At 58.5% G+C, this 16532-nt stretch carries 17 protein-coding genes; 11 read left to right on the top strand and 6 right to left on the bottom strand.

Annotated features, from left to right (window positions below; translation table 11 throughout):
- Positions 1–23 precede the first annotated feature (23 nt).
- From cyoE to MED193_RS08590, 9 genes are all read left to right on the top strand, one after another.
- On the top strand, positions 24–965 hold the full coding sequence (cyoE, locus tag MED193_RS08630) for a heme o synthase (RefSeq protein ID WP_009809310.1): 942 nt from the start codon (positions 24–26) through the stop codon (positions 963–965).
- A gap of 1 nt (position 966) precedes the next feature.
- Positions 967–1131: a hypothetical protein gene (locus tag MED193_RS08625; protein WP_009809309.1), complete on the top strand. Its 165-nt coding sequence runs from the start codon at positions 967–969 to the stop codon at positions 1129–1131.
- Positions 1131–1730 carry a cytochrome c oxidase assembly protein gene (locus MED193_RS08620; protein ID WP_009809308.1) on the top strand — a complete coding sequence of 200 codons (600 nt, stop codon included), beginning with the start codon at positions 1131–1133 and terminating at the stop codon, positions 1728–1730. Before MED193_RS08625 ends, MED193_RS08620 begins: the two co-directional genes overlap by 1 nt.
- An 11-nt stretch (positions 1731–1741) precedes the next feature.
- Complete coding sequence (locus MED193_RS08615; RefSeq protein ID WP_009809307.1) at positions 1742–2551, top strand: cytochrome c oxidase subunit 3; 810 nt, start codon at positions 1742–1744, stop codon at positions 2549–2551.
- Between the two features lie 127 nt (positions 2552–2678).
- The gene (locus tag MED193_RS08610) at positions 2679–3353 is read left to right on the top strand and encodes an SURF1 family protein (RefSeq protein ID WP_009809306.1); all 675 of its coding nucleotides are present in this window, start codon (positions 2679–2681) and stop codon (positions 3351–3353) included.
- 4 nt (positions 3354–3357) lie between these two features.
- Positions 3358–4746, top strand: coding sequence for a threonine synthase (thrC, locus tag MED193_RS08605; RefSeq protein WP_009809305.1), 1389 nt, complete (start codon positions 3358–3360; stop codon positions 4744–4746).
- A gap of 10 nt (positions 4747–4756) precedes the next feature.
- Positions 4757–6019 carry a pitrilysin family protein gene (locus MED193_RS08600; RefSeq protein WP_009809304.1) on the top strand — a complete coding sequence of 421 codons (1263 nt, stop codon included), beginning with the start codon at positions 4757–4759 and terminating at the stop codon, positions 6017–6019.
- Positions 6019–6603 (top strand): GNAT family N-acetyltransferase, encoded by a 585-nt coding sequence (locus tag MED193_RS08595; RefSeq protein WP_009809303.1) that lies wholly within the window; start codon positions 6019–6021, stop codon positions 6601–6603. Before MED193_RS08600 ends, MED193_RS08595 begins: the two co-directional genes overlap by 1 nt.
- 254 nt (positions 6604–6857) lie before the next feature.
- On the top strand, positions 6858–8288 hold the full coding sequence (locus MED193_RS08590) for an FAD-binding oxidoreductase (RefSeq protein ID WP_009809302.1): 1431 nt from the start codon (positions 6858–6860) through the stop codon (positions 8286–8288).
- Between the two features lie 208 nt (positions 8289–8496).
- On the opposite strand, the gene MED193_RS08585 is transcribed toward MED193_RS08590, so the two are convergent.
- The 4 genes from MED193_RS08585 to MED193_RS08570 form a co-directional block, all read right to left on the bottom strand.
- Positions 8497–9036, bottom strand: coding sequence for an adenine phosphoribosyltransferase (locus MED193_RS08585; RefSeq protein WP_009809301.1), 540 nt, complete (start codon positions 9034–9036; stop codon positions 8497–8499).
- Between the two features lie 138 nt (positions 9037–9174).
- The gene (locus tag MED193_RS08580) at positions 9175–9807 is read right to left on the bottom strand and encodes a LysE family translocator (protein WP_009809300.1); all 633 of its coding nucleotides are present in this window, start codon (positions 9805–9807) and stop codon (positions 9175–9177) included.
- Positions 9808–9865: 58 nt separating this feature from the next.
- On the bottom strand, positions 9866–10876 hold the full coding sequence (locus tag MED193_RS08575) for a DUF418 domain-containing protein (protein ID WP_009809299.1): 1011 nt from the start codon (positions 10874–10876) through the stop codon (positions 9866–9868).
- Positions 10877–11088: 212 nt separating this feature from the next.
- Positions 11089–11967, bottom strand: coding sequence for an S-methyl-5'-thioadenosine phosphorylase (locus tag MED193_RS08570; RefSeq protein WP_039966049.1), 879 nt, complete (start codon positions 11965–11967; stop codon positions 11089–11091).
- 274 nt (positions 11968–12241) lie between these two features.
- Here MED193_RS08570 and MED193_RS08565 point away from each other — a divergent pair, with 274 nt between their 5' ends.
- Entirely contained in the window at positions 12242–13957 is a 1716-nt protein-coding gene (locus tag MED193_RS08565) for a SulP family inorganic anion transporter (RefSeq protein WP_009809297.1), read from the top strand.
- A gap of 671 nt (positions 13958–14628) precedes the next feature.
- Here the strand turns inward: MED193_RS08565 and MED193_RS08560 are convergent.
- Together MED193_RS08560 and MED193_RS08555 are read right to left on the bottom strand one after the other, a co-directional pair.
- Positions 14629–15270, bottom strand: a complete 642-nt coding sequence (locus MED193_RS08560; protein WP_009809296.1) for a CatB-related O-acetyltransferase — start codon at positions 15268–15270, stop codon at positions 14629–14631.
- Positions 15271–15279: 9 nt separating this feature from the next.
- On the bottom strand, positions 15280–15885 hold the full coding sequence (locus MED193_RS08555; RefSeq protein WP_009809295.1) for a flavin reductase family protein: 606 nt from the start codon (positions 15883–15885) through the stop codon (positions 15280–15282).
- Positions 15886–15977: 92 nt separating this feature from the next.
- On the opposite strand from MED193_RS08555, the gene MED193_RS08550 reads away from it, so the two are divergent.
- Positions 15978–16532: a GNAT family N-acetyltransferase gene (locus tag MED193_RS08550; RefSeq protein ID WP_039966048.1), complete on the top strand. Its 555-nt coding sequence runs from the start codon at positions 15978–15980 to the stop codon at positions 16530–16532.

Here is a 16532-nt window from a genome sequence, read left to right as displayed (position 1 = left end):
TTTGGTCGACAAGAGGGTCTACGATGAGCGACGCAAGCATCAACGCCAGCACACCACGTGAAGACGAGGCCGGGTTTGGCGACTATTTCGCCCTGCTGAAGCCCCGCGTGATGTCACTGGTGGTCTTTACCGCCTTTGTTGGGCTGATGGCCGCTCCCGTGGGGGTGCATCCGGTGATCGGATTCTGTGCCGTCTTGTTCATCGCGATTGGGGGAGGTGCCTCCGGGGCGCTGAACATGTGGTGGGATGCGGATATCGACCAGGTGATGAAACGCACCAAAGCGCGCCCCATTCCCGCAGGCAAGGTTGAGGCCGGAGAAGCACTTAGCCTTGGTCTGGCTCTCTCGGGCTTGTCGGTCATTATGTTGGCGCTGGCCACCAATGTCTTTGCCGGCGCGTTCCTGGCTTTCACCATCTTCTTTTACGTGGTTGTCTACACCATGTGGCTGAAACGGGCGACGCCTCAGAATATCGTGATTGGTGGCGCTGCAGGTGCCTTCCCGCCGGTGATTGGCTGGATCGCGGCCACCGGAACCATGTCGGTCGAGCCTTGGCTGATGTTTGCCCTGACCTTCATGTGGACTCCGCCCCATTTCTGGGCGCTGGCGCTGTTTATGCGCTCGGATTACGATGATGCGGGTGTGCCGATGTTGACCGTGACTCACGGTCGCCGGGCAACGCGGGTCCATATCCTTGTTTACACTGTGCTGCTGGCAATCCTCGCCGTTGGTACCGCCTTTTCTGGCATTGGCGGGCCGATCTATCTGGCGGTTGCAAGCGTGATGAATGGGCTGTTCCTGCTGGGCGCCTGGAAGATTTTCCGCCGCAATGAAGATGATTCAGAAGTGGATGACTTCAAGGCCGAGCGGAGTTTCTTCAAACTATCCTTGCTCTATCTCTTTTTGCATTTTGGTGCGATTTTGGTAGAGGCAAGTCTGAAACCCTATGGGCTAGGAGGCTGGTAACATGGCTTTGAAAAAAGAACATGATCTGCACAAACGTCGTTTTGGCCGCAACATGGGCGTGGGCCTGTTGCTGGGCAGTTTTGTTGTACTGGTGCTGGCGCTGACCATGGTCAAAGTGACCTCGAGTGGTTTTCAGTTCCCGCAAACACAGGGCACGCAGGACTGATGGCGTTGCAAGGACCCCAAAAAACGGTTGTTCAGCTGGTGGCGCTGGTCGTCACTATGGGGGCGCTGTCCTGGGCTTCTGTTCCGTTTTACGACTGGTTCTGCCGGGTGACTGGCTTTGGCGGTGTTACTGGCGTGGCCGCTGGGGCGTCGAATACCGTCCTGGATCAAACCATAACGGTGCGCTTTGATGCCTCCAAAGAACGCGACTTTGCCTGGGAGTTCAAACCGGTACAGCGCGAGATGGAGATCCAAATCGGCGACACTGGTCTGGCTTTCTACGAGGCCTATAATCCAACGGACCGGCCCATTGCTGGCCAGGCCTCTTACAATGTGACGCCCTATTCCGCAGGCGCGTTCTTTGAAAAAATCGACTGCTTCTGCTTTACCGAGCAGGTGCTGCAACCGGGGGAGCGGGTGGAAATGCCCGTTACCTTCTTTGTCGACCCGGAAATCGTTACCGACCGGGACGGGAAATTCGTGCATACGATAACGCTTTCGTACACGTTTTATGAAATCGATCTACCCGAGGGCTATGCCGCTCTCGATACCGGGGATAACACCGGGGCAGATCTTACTACGAACCAGGCCGACGGGTGAGGGACACTTAAATGGCACACGCTAAAAATCACGACTTTCATATTCTGCCTCCATCAATTCTGCCGTTTCTGGCAGCGGTTGGTGGTTTCATCATGCTCTTTGGTGCCGTTCTGTGGATGCAGGGTATCACCTCCTTCATGTTCTGGGGCGGCCTTGTCATGGTGCTCTATGTCAGCTTTGACTGGTGGTCCCAGATGGTCACCGAGGCGCGCCAGGGCGATCACGCCCCCGTCGTGCGCATCGGGCTGCGCTACGGTTTCATCCTCTTTGTGATGTCCGAAGTGATGTTCTTCTTTGCCTGGTTCTGGTCGTTCTTCAAGCACGCCATGTACCCGATGGAAGAATACATCGGCACGGAATATGCGCAGCCGGAGATCTATGCGGTGGACCCGTTCCACCTGCCTTTGATCAACACGCTCGTGTTGCTGCTGTCCGGCTGTGCCGTGACCTGGGCACACCACGCGCTGGTGCATGACAATGATCGCAAGTCGCTGATCCAGGGCCTGTCTATCGGCATCGTGCTTGGCATCTTCTTTACCTTCCTGCAGGGCTACGAATACGCGCATCTGCTGCACGAAGGCTGGCAGTTTGGCGGCGATGAGTTCTACTCGAACTTCTTCATGGCAACTGGCTTCCACGGATTCCACGTCCTGTTGGGCACCATCTTCCTGATTGTGTGCCTGATCCGCGCAATCAAGGGGGATTTCACCCCCGAGCAGCATGTCGGTTTTGAGGCCGCAGCCTGGTACTGGCACTTCGTGGATGTTGTTTGGCTGTTCCTGTTCTTCGCAGTCTATGTCTGGGGCACCTCGGGCTTGTAATCATCCATCCTGTGTCCGGTACAATGTACCGGGTACATGTTTGAGGTTTCAAAACGACGCAACAGACCGTATCAAGCACAGCGCATGGGGCAACTCATGCGCTGTTTTTTGTGGCAACGGAACTGACATGCAGCGACTGATTTTCCTTTCCGGCATTGGCGGGCTGGGCCTAGCGACCCTGCTGGGGCTGGGCACCTGGCAGGTACAGCGCCTGGCTTGGAAAGCGGATCTATTGGAAACCATCCAAACCCGTATCGCAGCGACCCCTGTGGATGTCCCGCAGGCACCATCAGAGACCGCAGACCGCTACCGTGCCGTCACCGCCGTGGGGGAGCTGGGAGCGCAGGAGTTGCATGTTTTCTGGGTCACTAAGGAGGCCGAAACAGGCTATCGTGTGATCTCTGCCCTGGAAACAGAGGAGGGACGCCGCCTGCTGTTGGATCAGGGCTTCCTGCCAGCCGCTGACAAGGATACCCCCCGCAGTCCTGGAGCAGTCTCGGTCACAGGCAATCTGTTGTGGCCGGATGAGGGCGATTGGACGACGCCCGCACCGGATGCCGATGCCAATATCCTTTACGCGCGCGATCTTGCGTATATGGCTGATCAACTGGCCACCGAGCCGGTTATGATCGTTGCCCGCAGCCTCACGCCTGAGACAAGCGTGACACCACAGGCTGTGACTTCGGTGGGCATCCCGAACAACCACTTGCAATATGCAATCACCTGGTTTTCGCTGGCCTTTATCTGGGCCGCGATGACCGCCTCTTTTCTGTGGCGTTCCCGCGCCAAATCCGAAGGCTGAAGCGATGAAATATATCTCTACCCGTGGGCAGGCGCCCGAGCTGACATTTGAAGAGGCCATGCTGACAGGCCTGGCCCGTGACGGCGGATTGTATGTGCCTGCCGAGATCCCGCAGATGAGTCGCGAAGAGATCGCAGCCCTGTCCGGCCTTTCTTACGAGGAAACCGCCTTTCGGGTGATGAAGCCTTTCATTGGTGACTGTTTCACGGACGCCGAGTTCCGCGGCATTATTTCCCGCGCCTATGCGGGCTTTGGCCATGCCGCCCGTGCGCCGCTGAAACAGCTGGCGCCCAATCATTTCCTGCTGGAGCTGTTCCACGGGCCAACCCTGGCCTTCAAAGACTTTGCCATGCAGCTGATTGGCCAGCTGTTCCAAGTGGCGCTGGAACGCCGCAATGACCGCGTAACCATCGCCGGGGCCACCTCGGGCGATACCGGATCGGCAGCAATGGAAGCCTTCCGCGGGCTCAGCAATGTGGATGTCTTTATCCTTTATCCCCATGGTCGGGTCTCTGAGGTGCAGCGCCGCCAGATGACCACTCCGGCGGATAAGAACGTGCATGCGCTGGCGCTGGACGGCGATTTTGATGATTGCCAGGCGCGGGTCAAAGACATGTTTAACCACTTTGAGTTCCGCGACGGGGTGAAACTCGCCGGGGTGAACTCGATCAATATCGCCCGTGTTCTGGCGCAGGTGGTCTATTATTTCTCTTCCGCCGTGTCGCTTGGTGCGCCCGCGCGCGAGGTGAGCTTTACCGTGCCCACCGGTAACTTTGGCGATATCTTTGCAGGCTACATTGCCAAACAGATGGGGCTGCCGATCAAGGATCTGGTGGTGGCCACCAACCAAAACGACATCCTGCACCGCTGCCTCGAGGGGAAAGGCTACCACAAGGGCGATACTGTGCCCTCGATCAGCCCTTCGATGGATATCCAGGTCTCGTCGAACTTTGAACGCGCCTTGTATTTTGCCTATGACAAGGATGCCAGCGCAGTGGCGCAGCTGATGGAAGAGCTGAAGGCTGGCGGTTTTGAGGTTAGCCAAGGCGCCATGCAGGCTCTAACCGAGACCTACAAATCCGGCCGTGCCTCGGAAGAGGAAACTCTGGCAACCATAAAGTCCGAACTGGCCGCTTCGGGGGAGCTGTTGTGCCCCCATGGTGCAGTCGGGGTAAAGGTCGCCGCAGAACAGCGCCAGGCAGAGGTGCCAATGATCACCCTGGCCACAGCCCATCCCGCCAAGTTCCCGGCTGCGGTGGAACAGGCATCGGGTCAATATCCGGACTTGCCCGACCGTATGGCTGATCTGTATGAGCGGGATGAACGGGTCACGCAAATTGCCAATGATCTGACCACAATCGAAGACCACATCAGAAAGAATATCGCAGAATGAGATCTATTCAGTGAGCGTCCAGCAGCATCAACTCGCCAATGGCTTTCGCATCGTCAGTGAGGCCATGCCGGGACTGCAGTCGGCCTCGATCGGGATCTGGGTCACCGCAGGTGGCCGCAATGAGCGCCTAGAGCAGAACGGTATTGCGCATTTTCTCGAGCATATGGCGTTCAAGGGCACCAAGAGGCGCAGCGCTCTGCAGATTGCCGAGGCGGTTGAGGATGTGGGCGGCTATATCAACGCCTATACCTCGCGCGAAGTGACGGCCTATTATGCGCGGGTGCTAAAGGATGATGTGCCGCTGGCGCTGGATGTGCTGGCGGATATTTTGCGCAATCCGGTGTTTGATCCACATGAGATCGAGGTGGAGCGCGGGGTGATCCTGCAGGAGATCGGCCAGGCGCTGGATACGCCGGACGATGTGATCTTTGACTGGTTGCAGGAGCAGAGCTACCACGACCAGCCGCTGGGGCGCACTATTCTGGGCCCGGCTGAACGGGTCAGCGCCTTTAATCGTGAGGATCTGACGCAGTTTGTTTCTGAACACTATGGTCCGGGGCAGATGATACTGTCAGCAGCGGGTGCGGTGGATCACGCGGCGCTGGTCAAACTGGCCGAAGACCTGTTTGGCGATATGACGGCACGGCCCTCACTGGTGATGGAACCTGCCCAGTTTACTGGCGGCGAGGCGCGCCACGTCAAGGATCTGGAACAGGCCCATTTTGCCCTCTCCTTTGAAAGCCCCGGCTACCGCGATGAGGCCATCTATACGGCGCAGATCTATTCGGCGGTGATGGGTGGTGGCATGTCCAGCCGCTTGTTCCAGGAAGTGCGGGAAAAACGCGGGCTGTGCTATTCCATCTTTGCCCAAGCCGGGGCCCATGCGGATACGGGCAGCACCACGATCTATGCCGGGACTTCCGGCGATCAGGTTGAGGAATTGGCTCATATCACGGTGGATGAGATGAAACGCGCTGCATCTGATATGTCGGATGCCGAAGTGGAACGTGCTCGGGCCCAGATGAAGGCGGGAATGCTGATGGGGCTGGAAAGCCCCACCAACCGGGCTGAGCGTCTGGCGCGTCTGGTGCAGATCTGGGACCGGGTGCCGGCGCTTGACGAAACGGTGAAACTGATCGATGCGGTCAGCACCGAAGATGTGCGCGCCATGGCGGAGCTGCTGGCCGTGAAGGCGCCCTCGGCGATGGCGCTTTATGGTCCTGTGGAGGGGGCGCCGAGCCTGACCGCACTGCAGGAGCGCCGTGTTGCCTGATGCTGCTGGGCCGTCGCAAACTTCGACTTGAGACCGAACGTCTGACGCTGCGCCCGCCAGTGCATTCGGACTTTCAGGCCTGGGCGGCCCTGCGGTTGCAAAGCCGGGACTATCTGACCCCCTGGGAGCCTGCCTGGGCCAGCGATCATCTGGGGCGCAAGAGCTTTACCAACCGGGTTTACTGGGCGCAGCGCTCGGTCTCGAGTGGGACCGCATTGCCGCTGTTTTTGATCCGGCGCGAGGATCAGGTGATCGTGGGGGCCATCACGCTTGATAATATTCGTCGTGGCCCGGCCATGGCTGGGACGCTGGGCTATTGGTCTGGACAACCCTTTGCGCGCCAAGGCTATATGCGCGAAGCCATTGGTTCGGTGGTGCATTATGCCTATGGCAAGCTGGACCTAAGCCGTATTGAGGCTGCCTGCCTTCCGGAAAACGCGGCTTCGCGTGGTTTGTTGGAGAAGTCCGGATTCAAATACGAAGGCGTGGCCCAGTCCTATCTGCAAATCGACGGGCGCTGGCGGACCCATGTGCTCTATGCGGCACTTCGCCATGACCGGCGGGGCCGCACCCAAGTGGGATAGGGCTCAAAGGGGGAAGGGGTTGTGGTTTCCTGCGGTGGTGGGGACCAGAAAAAGGCAGTGCTCCCGCCTCTTTGGCGACAATCCGAGCCCCTAGGGCCCTGGATTGCCACGCAGAGTTGGGCCCGGCGCCGCGCTGTCGCGCGGCGCGGTTGCGTAGCTTGGTGATCCTTGGCTTGCAGCTTTCTACCGCACCCTTTTCAGGCAGGGATGCGAGAAAGGCTTGCCTTGTGCCGTGGGATTAGGGATGCAAGGGCATGAGTTACACACCTGCTGATCCCGCCTTTGCCGCCAGTCTCACCGCCGCTCTGCCAGAGGGCGTTCTGGCGCCCTGTGAACCAAGATACCTGGAAGAGCCACGCGGGCGCTATCGGGGGCAGGCCGGGATCTTGGCCAAGCCTGGCAATACCGAGCAGGTGGCGACGCTTTTGCGGGCTGCGAATGCCACGCGAGTGCCGGTGGTGCCCTATGGAGGCGGCACCGGTCTGGTTGGGGGGCAGGTTAAGCCCGAGGGAGTCGCGCCACTGCTGATATCCTTGGAGCGCATGAGCAAAATTCGCGCGGTCTACCCAGAAGAAAACGTCATTCTGGCTGAGGCTGGGGCTATCCTCGCCGATGTTCAGGCCGCTGCCTTGGCGCAGCACCGCCTGTTTCCGCTGTCCTTGGCGGCAGAGGGCACTGCACGGATCGGTGGCAATCTGGCGACCAATGCGGGCGGGGTAAATGTACTGCGCTATGGCAATGCTCGGGAGCTCTGTCTGGGGCTGGAGGCGGTCTTGCCAAGCGGCGAGATCTGGAATGGGCTCACCCGGCTGCGCAAAGACAACACTGGCTATGACCTGCGCAATCTGTTGATTGGCTCCGAGGGCTCCCTAGGGGTGATCACTGCGGCGGCGTTGAAACTCTCGCCAATTCCGGCGCAGCAAGGGGTGGCGCATTTTGTGGTGCCCTCACCAGAGGCAGCGATGGCGCTGCTTGCCCTGGCACGAGACCAGCTGGGCGAGGTGGTGAGCGCCTTTGAACTGATGCATCGACAGGGGCTCGATTTTTTGGCACGGCACCTGCCTCAGCTGCGCCAACCCTTTGCTACTGCGCCGGAATGGTCGGTTCTGATCGATCTAGGGCTGTCCCGGGGCCAAGATCCGGTGCAGGCCCTCTCGGATCTGTTCGAGGCAGCGCTTGAGGCCGGATTGGCCGAGGACGGGGTGATTGCCCAGTCAAAGGCGCAGGTAGAGGCGCTGTGGGCAGTGCGCGAACAAATCCCGGAGGCGAACCGGCTGGTGGGGTCGATTTCCAGCCATGATATCTCGGTGCCGATCTCGGCCATCCCCGAGTTCATACGCCGGGGGGGCGCGGCAATTGCGGCACTGGGAGGGGGAGACATGCGGGTGAATTGCTTTGGTCATCTGGGCGATGGCAACCTGCACTACAATGTTTTCCCGGGGCATGGTAAATCCCGCCAAGACTATGAGGGATTGCGCGAGACGGTGAAAACTGTGGTGCATGACTTGGTTCTGGAGATGGGCGGTTCCTTTAGTGCGGAACATGGTGTTGGCCGAATGAAGGTCACAGATCTTCAGCGCTATGGAGATCCAGTGAAGGTTGCAATGATGCGCGCGATTAAACAGGCACTGGACCCACAGGGGATCATGAACCCAGGGGCGGTCCTGCCTGCGCAAGAGAACTGACGCTAAATTAAGGGAGAGCTCCCGCGCAGCCTATTCCCTCCTGTGAGGAGGCAGGTCTGCTTGGGCCCGGCGCCGCGCTGGGGCGCGGCGCGCCTTTTGGGCTCTTTGAGCCCAAAAGGCCATGCCCAACGGGAAGGCGCCATGTTAATGGCGATCTGACGGGCGGGAGCACCACCAGTGGAGAGGCGAGTGACACGCCTCCGATGGCTCATTCGCCCTCAAACTCACAGAGCACATGCACATCCATGCCCAGGTCTTCCAGCACCTTTCGGCCCCCCAGATCAGGCAGGTCGACGATGAAGGCGCAGGAGATGATTTCTCCACCCAGCCGTTCAATCAGCTTGATCCCGGCAGAGGCTGTGCCGCCCGTGGCCAGCAAGTCGTCGACCACCAGAACCTTCTCGCCGGGCTGGATGGCATCTTCATGGATCTCTACAATGGCTTCACCATATTCCAGCTTATAATCCTGGCTCAGGGTGCGCCCAGGCAGCTTGCCCTTTTTACGAATTGGCACAAATCCAACGCTGAGTTGGTGGGCGATCGCGCCGCCCATAATAAAGCCGCGCGCCTCGAGGCCGACCACCTTGTCGATCCGCTCGCCCGCATAGGGGTGCAACATCTGGTCAATGGCCATACGAAACCCACGCGGATCAGCAAAGAGCGTGGTGACATCGCGGAACATGATGCCCTCATGGGGGAAATCAACGATGGTACGGATGTAATCTTTCACGGCTGTCTTTCGGGGCATTGTGAGGCTTTCTTTGGCTTAGGCGGATCGGAACAGGGCGTTTGAGGCCATTTTTGGCCAGTTTCCCAGGGACCAAGAGGGTTTGACCCAAGCTTACGCCGCTTGCAAGGGGCAAGCGCCGCGATCTGGCCGGAAATCTCAGGCAGGGCGGCGCAAGACAGCCGTCGCCAGACCCATCGCGACCAAGGCGGCCCCACCAGCCCGTGTCAGATGCGCGATGGCTTTTGGACGTGAAATCCAAAGCCGCAGGCGGTCCGCAAGCAGCGCATAGGCCAGCGCGTTGACAGCGGCCAGCGCCACAAATGTTAAAATAAGGATCACAAACTGTGGCGCCAGCGCATCGCCGGGACTGATGAATTGGGGGACAAAGGCGATAAAAAAGGCGATGGATTTTGGATTCAGCGCCGTCACCACAGCCGTATGACCAAAAACACCACGGGCGTTCACGGCCTTTGTACGCACCAGCTGTTCCAATCCGCTGGCACCTGAGGCGCTGCGCCACAATTTGATGCCGAGCCACAAGAGATAGGCGGCCCCAACCCATTTCAAAGCGGTAAAGAGCGTGGCAGAGGCCAGAACCAATGCCCCCAGGCCGAGCAGCGACGCGGTCATCGCAATGAGATCGCCCAAGGCGACCCCAAGCGCGGAGGCCACCGCCACTGGGCGCCCCTTGGACAGGGCGTAGCTCAGCACCAACAGGACCGTGGGGCCTGGGATCAGCAGCAGGGCAACAGAGGCGGAGGCAAAAGCCAGCCAAAGCGTAAAATCCATCGGCTTTCCTATCTCATTTTCAACGCCTCAGAAGCAAAGACAGCAGATCTAAGGTTGGTCAACGGAAAATTTCTGAGATCCGCCGCATCATGGTTTCGAGTGGCCCGCGCGGTGCCAAAAGGTTCCAGACCCAGGTCATCACCATGGCGAGGGCGCAGAACCCAAGACTGAAGCCAAAAATGGCCTCTGGCGTCAATGAGCCGTCCAGTTGCCCCATGGCCTCGAGTGTGCCCATGCCCAAGATGATATGCGCCACATAAAGGCTGAGTGCCATGCGCCCCGGTGCGGCCAGCCATTCGGCCAGACCCAATTGGTCCAACAGATTGCCCAATCGAAGCATTAGGCCGATCATGGCACAGGCGCTGCCACTGGCGGCTATAATGTAAAAGGGGCCAGGGGGAATTGAAGCCGTGCCCAGAAGCTCTTGCAGCTCCGGGTCTTCCACAAGCAGCCCTGGCAGCAGGGCAATCAAGCTTGCTGCAAGCCCCCATAGGATAAGGCGGTTTTGCACGGTCTTGTGCCCCAAAGCCTGCCGCCCGATCCACATCCCCAAAAAGACATAGCTCACCCAGGGAAAAACTGGATGCCAGCCGTTAAAAAACGAATGCCGGACAAAGCCTTCGATGGTCCAGAAGTTTGAATAGGCAAGGGTGCCCCAATTCCAATTGGCCTCATAGTCGAGCAGGATCAACCCGGCAAAGCCGATCACAGTGGCGGCGAGAGCGGCCCATAAGAAGACGCGGGTTGGGGCGGCAAGGATGGGGAGGGCGACAAGAAAATAGAGCGCATAAAAATGTAGGATATCTGCCTCAAAAATCATCAGATTTGCCATTCCCAGGCCAAACAGAACAGCAGCGCGGGCTGCTACTACGCGTTTGGGAGCGGGGCTGAGGGTCAGGCCGATCCCGGCCAGAATGACAAAGAGAGCGGCTGCACGGCCCTCTAGGGCATTGGTCAGGTTGGAGGCAAAATCACTGCCTGCGGTGACCTGGGCTGCAATGCGAAAATTCACCAGAACCATGCCACAAAAGGCAAAAAACCGGGCAATATCGAGTCCATGAAGGCGCATGTTGCTTATGTCTCATCAAATTTGCGGAACCGTTGCTCTCTATCAAGGGACTAAAATAGAAAGAAAAAGGGGGCAGGGGAAAATACCTGCCCCCTTATGAGGGTTCTCGCGTTCCGGATCGGCGGGAATGAAGTCTCGTGACCGCTGGATCACCGTGGCCTCTTCAGTTCTAAGCCGTTGAACAAGGCAAGCAGGCCCACTGGCGCCGCCTGTTAGCCCAAGACGCGACCAGCAACCGCGTCCAACCGAGCAAGCAGGGCTGGGTCGCGTTTTTCTGGTGCGGTCATCACTGCAAACTCCAGGGCGCGATCACAGCCATGGGGGCAGATCTCGCGTGTCGAACCAAGCAGAGCAGGCAGCCGACGCACCAACTCACGCCCATTGCTGGAGTTACCTTGCAGGGTTGCCAGGATGTCGCTGATATCTACGGCGCCATGTTCCGGATGCCAGCTGTCGTAATCGGTGACCATGGCGATGGAGGCATAACACAGCTCTGCTTCACGGGCCAATTTGGCCTCAGGCATATTGGTCATGCCAATGACATCGCATCCCCAGCTTTCGCGGTACATTTTGCTTTCGGCGATAGAGGAAAACTGGGGTCCCTCCATACAGAGATAGGTGCCGCCGCGATGGATCTTGATCCCGGCGGCCTTGGCGGCCTTTTCTGCAGCGTCAGACAGGCGCTCACATGTGGGGTGGGCGACACTGACATGGGCAACGCAACCGGTGCCAAAGAAGCTTTTTTCACGGGCGAAGGTTCGGTCGATGAACTGGTCCACGATGACAAAATCCCCGGGCGCCATTTCTTCGCGGAAAGAACCGCAGGCGGAGATAGAGAACACATCCGTCGCGCCCAGACGTTTCAGGGCGTCGATATTGGCGCGGTAAGGCACTTCGGTTGGGGAATGGACATGGCCGCGGCCATGACGCGGCAGGAAGGCCATTTTGACCCCATCCAATTGTCCGGTGAGGATCTGATCAGACGGCGCGCCCCAGGGTGTGTCGACCGAGACCCATTCAGCGGCATCCAGCCCGTCGATTTCATAGATGCCTGAGCCGCCAATGACGGCGATCATAGTGTCCTGTGTCACGTGCTATACTCCTGATTATTGTGCGCTTGCTTTGGGTTGTGCCTGTCCAGATGTAGTTTGACAACTGCCGGTGCTGTGGCTGACGAATTTTTGAGTCTCCTGCGGGAATATTTTTTGAAAGATGAAAAGCTGGGCGCGGGCGGTCTGGGGCGGCTTTTACGGCATCACTGATGGTGCTTGGGGCGGGCGTCGGGGCTCTACCCTTGTGCCATTGGCGAAATTCCGCTAGGGGCGGGCAGCGAAGACCAAGCTCCTCCAAACACAGGTATCCCCCATGAGACGCGCCGCCATGGCCCTGCTGGCCAATCGTATTTCCCCGCCGAACCTTTCGATCATGCAGGATGAGGGCTGGTCGGTTGCGCGTGTGCGCACTGAGCTGCTGTCAGGACTGACTGTTGCGCTGGCCCTGGTGCCGGAAGCGGTGGCCTTTGCCTTTGTTGCCGGAGTGCATCCCTTGGTGGGGCTCTATGCGGCCTTTCTGGTGGGGTTGGTTACGGCGCTGATCGGCGGACGTCCTGGGATGATTTCTGGGGCGACCGGGGCCTTGGCAGTTGTCATGGTGGCCCTGGTGGCGGAACATGGGGTAGAGTATCTTTTTGCCACCGTGGTCTTGATGGGCATCCTGCAATTGATTGCCGGTGTCATGCATTGGGGGAAATTCATCCGTTTGGTTCCGCATCCGGTGATGCTGGGCTTTGTGAACGGCTTGGCTATCGTGATCTTTCTGGCGCAGATGACCCAGTTCAAGGTGCCTGGGACCGATGGGGCCGAGTGGCTATCAGGACTGCCCATGATGCTTATGCTGGGGCTGGTTGGTCTGACCATGGTGATCATTTGGGCGACGCCCAAGATAACCTCGATTATTCCAGCGCCTCTGGCGGGGATTGGCATCGTTGCGATTCTGGTGATTGCTCTGGGGCTGGATGTGCCCCGGGTTGGAGATATGGCCTCCATTGAGGGCGGATTGCCCTTTATTCATAGCCCCTTTGGCGAAGGCATTGGGATTTATGGGGATGCTTTGGCGCCCCTGACATTGGAAACCCTATGGATCATCCTGCCCTATGCCGTCATTCTGGCGGCTATCGGGTTGATTGAGAGCCTTCTGACACTGAACCTGGTGGGAGAAATCACCGGTAAGCGCGGTGGCGCCAGCCAGGAATGCATTGCACAGGGCACAGCCAATGTGATCACCGGCTTCTTTGGCGGCATGGGCGGTTGTGCCATGATTGGCCAGTCGATGATCAATGTGAAATCGGGTGGACGGACGCGTATTGCCGGCATCTTTGCTGCTCTGTGTCTGCTGGCCTTCATCGTGGTGGCCTCGCCGCTGATTGAGCAGATCCCGCTGGCGGCCCTCGTTGGGGTGATGTTCATGGTGGTGATCGGCACCTTTGCCTGGAACAGTTTGAAGATCATGACCAAGGTTCCGCCCATGGACGCCTTTGTCATTGTTCTGGTCACTGTGGTCACCGTGATGAGCGATCTGGCGATCGCGGTTGTGGTTGGGGTGATTGTCTCGGCCCTGGCCTATGCCTGGAGCAATGCGCGCCGCATCCATGCGATCACCCGCGAGTCCGAGAGTGAGCAGGGGGCCAAGGTCTATGAGATCGAAGGGCCGCTGTTCTTTGGCTCCACCGACGGGTTCATCGAGCTGTTCGACGTGGAGAATGATCCTGAAAAGGTCATCGTTGAGTTTGGCCGTAGCCGGGTGGTGGATCAGTCCGCCTTGCAGGCGATCGAAGCTATCGCTGGCAAATATGAGGCTGCGGGCAAGACCTTGATGCTGCGCCACCTCAGTCGCGATTGTCACCAGCTACTGACCAAAGCAGGGCATCTGGTGATCGATAGCGATGATGACCCTGAATATCACGTTGCGGCGGATTATTCAGTCAAAACAGGATACTGGGCGGCCATTGAGCCAAACCCCAGCCGCTGTTGTAAAACGGTCGCGCCCCTGACGGGGCGCGGCTGTTTTCTTTTAATGGGCTAGTGGGGTTTACCCAATCAACATCTGATGCCCCCGAGCCGCCCTCTGGCCATTGATCAAGGGTTTTCTAACGCTTTTTATGGCTTTATGGCTTTATGGCTTTATGGCTTTATGGCTTTATGGCTTTATGGCGTAAAGCACGTGGTTGATGAACTACCCTGTTTGAATGGGGAAAACGTCGCGGTCCCGCTTCTCCCATCAGAAAGGGTGGCCGTGGCATCCAATGGAATGAGGAAATCTCCCTTCGGCAAGCGCTTGGTTATGTATTCACCTGTGGTGCCGTCCGAACATGAGAATGAACCCGAAATTCGCCGACTGATGTTTGCGGAGTATTTGCCGGAGCATACCAAGTCACCGGCCTGGAGGCAGAAATTTCCACGGGTATTACCTATGGTAAGCCAGCTTTTCCCACTCACGGTTGTACCATCTGAGAGCTCTCCGGTTATATCATTATAAAAGGTCGAAAATGATGCTTCCTGAACTATGGGTTCTGCTTGTTCTATAGTGGTACAGCCGGTCAAGCCGATGGCGATAGCAACGCTTACCAGGATAGAGTGAGGGTTCAGCCGGATCATAAATCTAAATTCCTTTTGTAAATGAAATTTCTGAAAGGCCAGAGTACTGGAGTAGGCGATAAGACCACCTGGTCAAAGCAGCGGAGCGTGTTGATTTTGTTAATCAGGGGCGAGGCTTTCCAGCATGTCGAGATCCCCGGTCAGAAGTGCCGGTTCGGCGCGGGCCAGAAGCTCCTGCGGCCAGTGCCACCATTTCAAGGACAGCAGGCGGGCGATCTGAGGTTTGGGAAAGCGATACCGCGTCACGCTTGCCGGGTTTCCGGTGACGATTGCATAGGGAGGCACGCTGCCACGGACGACGGCTCCTGCGCCGATAATGGCCCCATCTCCAATGCGGGCACCGGGCAGGATCAGGGCGCCATAGCCGATCCAGACATCATGTCCGATCACGGTATCGCGGGTGTCTGGCTGGAAACCTGCCATCTGGGCGGGATCAAATACCGGAAAGGGATAGCAGCTGATCCCATCTTGGGCATGGTTGGCGGAGGCGGTGATAAAACGCACCCCATGGGCGATCTGGCAGAACCGTCCAATCACCAGGCGCTCGCGGGCGCCAGCAAAGAGATAGGGGGCCAGATGCGCTGCCCAATCTGAGGGGGGCTCAAAATCAGACGCATAGGTGAAGGCGCCAACCTGGAAGTTGGGGTGATCAAGGGCTTGTGACAGCATCACGGTGCCTGCATGGGCCTGACCATCGGGGAGCACAATTGGATTGCGTAAACTCGGGTTTGGCAGGGGCATCAGCGGGGCTCAATCGTCTGGGCGCGCCAGCGAGAAGGTCTCGCGGACCACCGTGTAATCGCGATAGCCCATACGGGCGAGCGGTTGAAAACGGGTCACATCAAAGATTCCATCCCGCAGGCAGTCATCGCGCAGGTGAATACCGGTGACCTCTCCAAATGCAACGCGGTTTGCGGCACCGGGTAAAGTGACGATCTGGGTCAGCTTGCATTCCAGCGCGGCAGGCGCGCCCTCAATGCGGGCACAGTTGATTGTGTCACATTCCACTGGCGTGAGACCGGCATGGGAGAACTCATCCACTTCTTTGGGTAACATTTCAGAGCTGGTATTCATTGCATCCCGCATTTCAAAGGCGACGATATTGACGCAGAAGACGCCGGTTTCTTCGATATTTGCAAGGCTGTCCTTGGTGCCTGGCTGGTCGTCCTTGGTGCCGGTGGAGGCAAACATCACCTGGGGTGGCGTATAGGCCACGCCATTAAAAAAGGAATAGGGCGCCAGATTGTTGTTGCCATCCGCTGCGCGGGAGGAAATCCAACCGATGGGGCGTGGGGTAATTAGGGCGTTAAAGGGGTTGTGCGGCAACCCATGGCCGTCCTCTGGGCGATAGAACATATGGCATCTCCAATTGTTTGCCCCAGGCTTACGCGCGTGTTAGGGCGATTTCCAGCCCCTTGAGGTGAGGGCAGGGACGGAGGTCGCAAGGCGTGATCGAACTTATGGCAGAACAGCCCGGCGATCGCTGGGAGGTGGAAGCGCTTTATGATTTGTGTTTTGCGCCGGGGCGTGAGGCCCTGTCGTCATACCGTTTGCGCGATGATGTGCCGCCGGTTCCTGGTTTGAGCCAGGTGGCCCGAGACGAGCTGGGCATACTGGCCGGTGCTATTCGATTTTGGCCAGTTCATATTGTGAGCCCTGAGGGGGCTGCCGGGGGGGGCAGTAAAGACTCGCTTCGGGTGACGGCCTTGTTGTTGGGGCCGGTAGCGGTTCATCCCACCCACCAAGGTGAGGGGTTGGGGGGCTCGCTAATCCGTGACAGTCTGGCCAAGGCGGCGGAGCAGGGCTGGCACCGGGTCATGTTGGTTGGGGATGCGCCTTACTATCGCCGCTTTGGCTTTGAACGGCTGGAGAAGGTGGAGATGCCGCCCCCGACCAACCCGGAGCGCGTTCTGGGACTGGCCTCGGATCGTGGTGCCTGGGCGGGAGTCGAGGGGCGGGTCACCCGATGGCAAGGGGCTGATCTGGATGTAGGTAAACCTTGA

The organism is Roseobacter sp. MED193 (assembly GCF_000152965.1).
Taxonomy (GTDB): domain Bacteria; phylum Pseudomonadota; class Alphaproteobacteria; order Rhodobacterales; family Rhodobacteraceae; genus Pseudophaeobacter.
Note: the sequence above shows the minus strand (reverse complement) of the source record. Positions and strands in the feature narration are given on the sequence as shown.

What these genes read in the sequence shown, in the direction of transcription:
- MED193_RS08620 (WP_009809308.1), top strand. Translation starts at nt 1,131, where the DNA reads ATGGCGTTGCAAGGACCCCAAAAAACGGTTGTTCAGCTGGTGGCGCTG.
- thrC (WP_009809305.1), top strand. Translation starts at nt 3,358, where the DNA reads ATGAAATATATCTCTACCCGTGGGCAGGCGCCCGAGCTGACATTTGAA.
- MED193_RS08575 (WP_009809299.1), bottom strand. Translation starts at nt 10,876, where the DNA reads ATGCGCCTTCATGGACTCGATATTGCCCGGTTTTTTGCCTTTTGTGGC.
- MED193_RS08625 (WP_009809309.1), top strand. Translation starts at nt 967, where the DNA reads ATGGCTTTGAAAAAAGAACATGATCTGCACAAACGTCGTTTTGGCCGC.
- MED193_RS08615 (WP_009809307.1), top strand. Translation starts at nt 1,742, where the DNA reads ATGGCACACGCTAAAAATCACGACTTTCATATTCTGCCTCCATCAATT.
- MED193_RS08565 (WP_009809297.1), top strand. Translation starts at nt 12,242, where the DNA reads ATGAGACGCGCCGCCATGGCCCTGCTGGCCAATCGTATTTCCCCGCCG.
- MED193_RS08580 (WP_009809300.1), bottom strand. Translation starts at nt 9,807, where the DNA reads ATGGATTTTACGCTTTGGCTGGCTTTTGCCTCCGCCTCTGTTGCCCTG.
- MED193_RS08585 (WP_009809301.1), bottom strand. Translation starts at nt 9,036, where the DNA reads ATGCCCCGAAAGACAGCCGTGAAAGATTACATCCGTACCATCGTTGAT.
- MED193_RS08560 (WP_009809296.1), bottom strand. Translation starts at nt 15,270, where the DNA reads ATGCCCCTGCCAAACCCGAGTTTACGCAATCCAATTGTGCTCCCCGAT.
- MED193_RS08610 (WP_009809306.1), top strand. Translation starts at nt 2,679, where the DNA reads ATGCAGCGACTGATTTTCCTTTCCGGCATTGGCGGGCTGGGCCTAGCG.
- MED193_RS08555 (WP_009809295.1), bottom strand. Translation starts at nt 15,885, where the DNA reads ATGTTCTATCGCCCAGAGGACGGCCATGGGTTGCCGCACAACCCCTTT.
- cyoE (WP_009809310.1), top strand. Translation starts at nt 24, where the DNA reads ATGAGCGACGCAAGCATCAACGCCAGCACACCACGTGAAGACGAGGCC.
- MED193_RS08590 (WP_009809302.1), top strand. Translation starts at nt 6,858, where the DNA reads ATGAGTTACACACCTGCTGATCCCGCCTTTGCCGCCAGTCTCACCGCC.
- MED193_RS08595 (WP_009809303.1), top strand. Translation starts at nt 6,019, where the DNA reads ATGCTGCTGGGCCGTCGCAAACTTCGACTTGAGACCGAACGTCTGACG.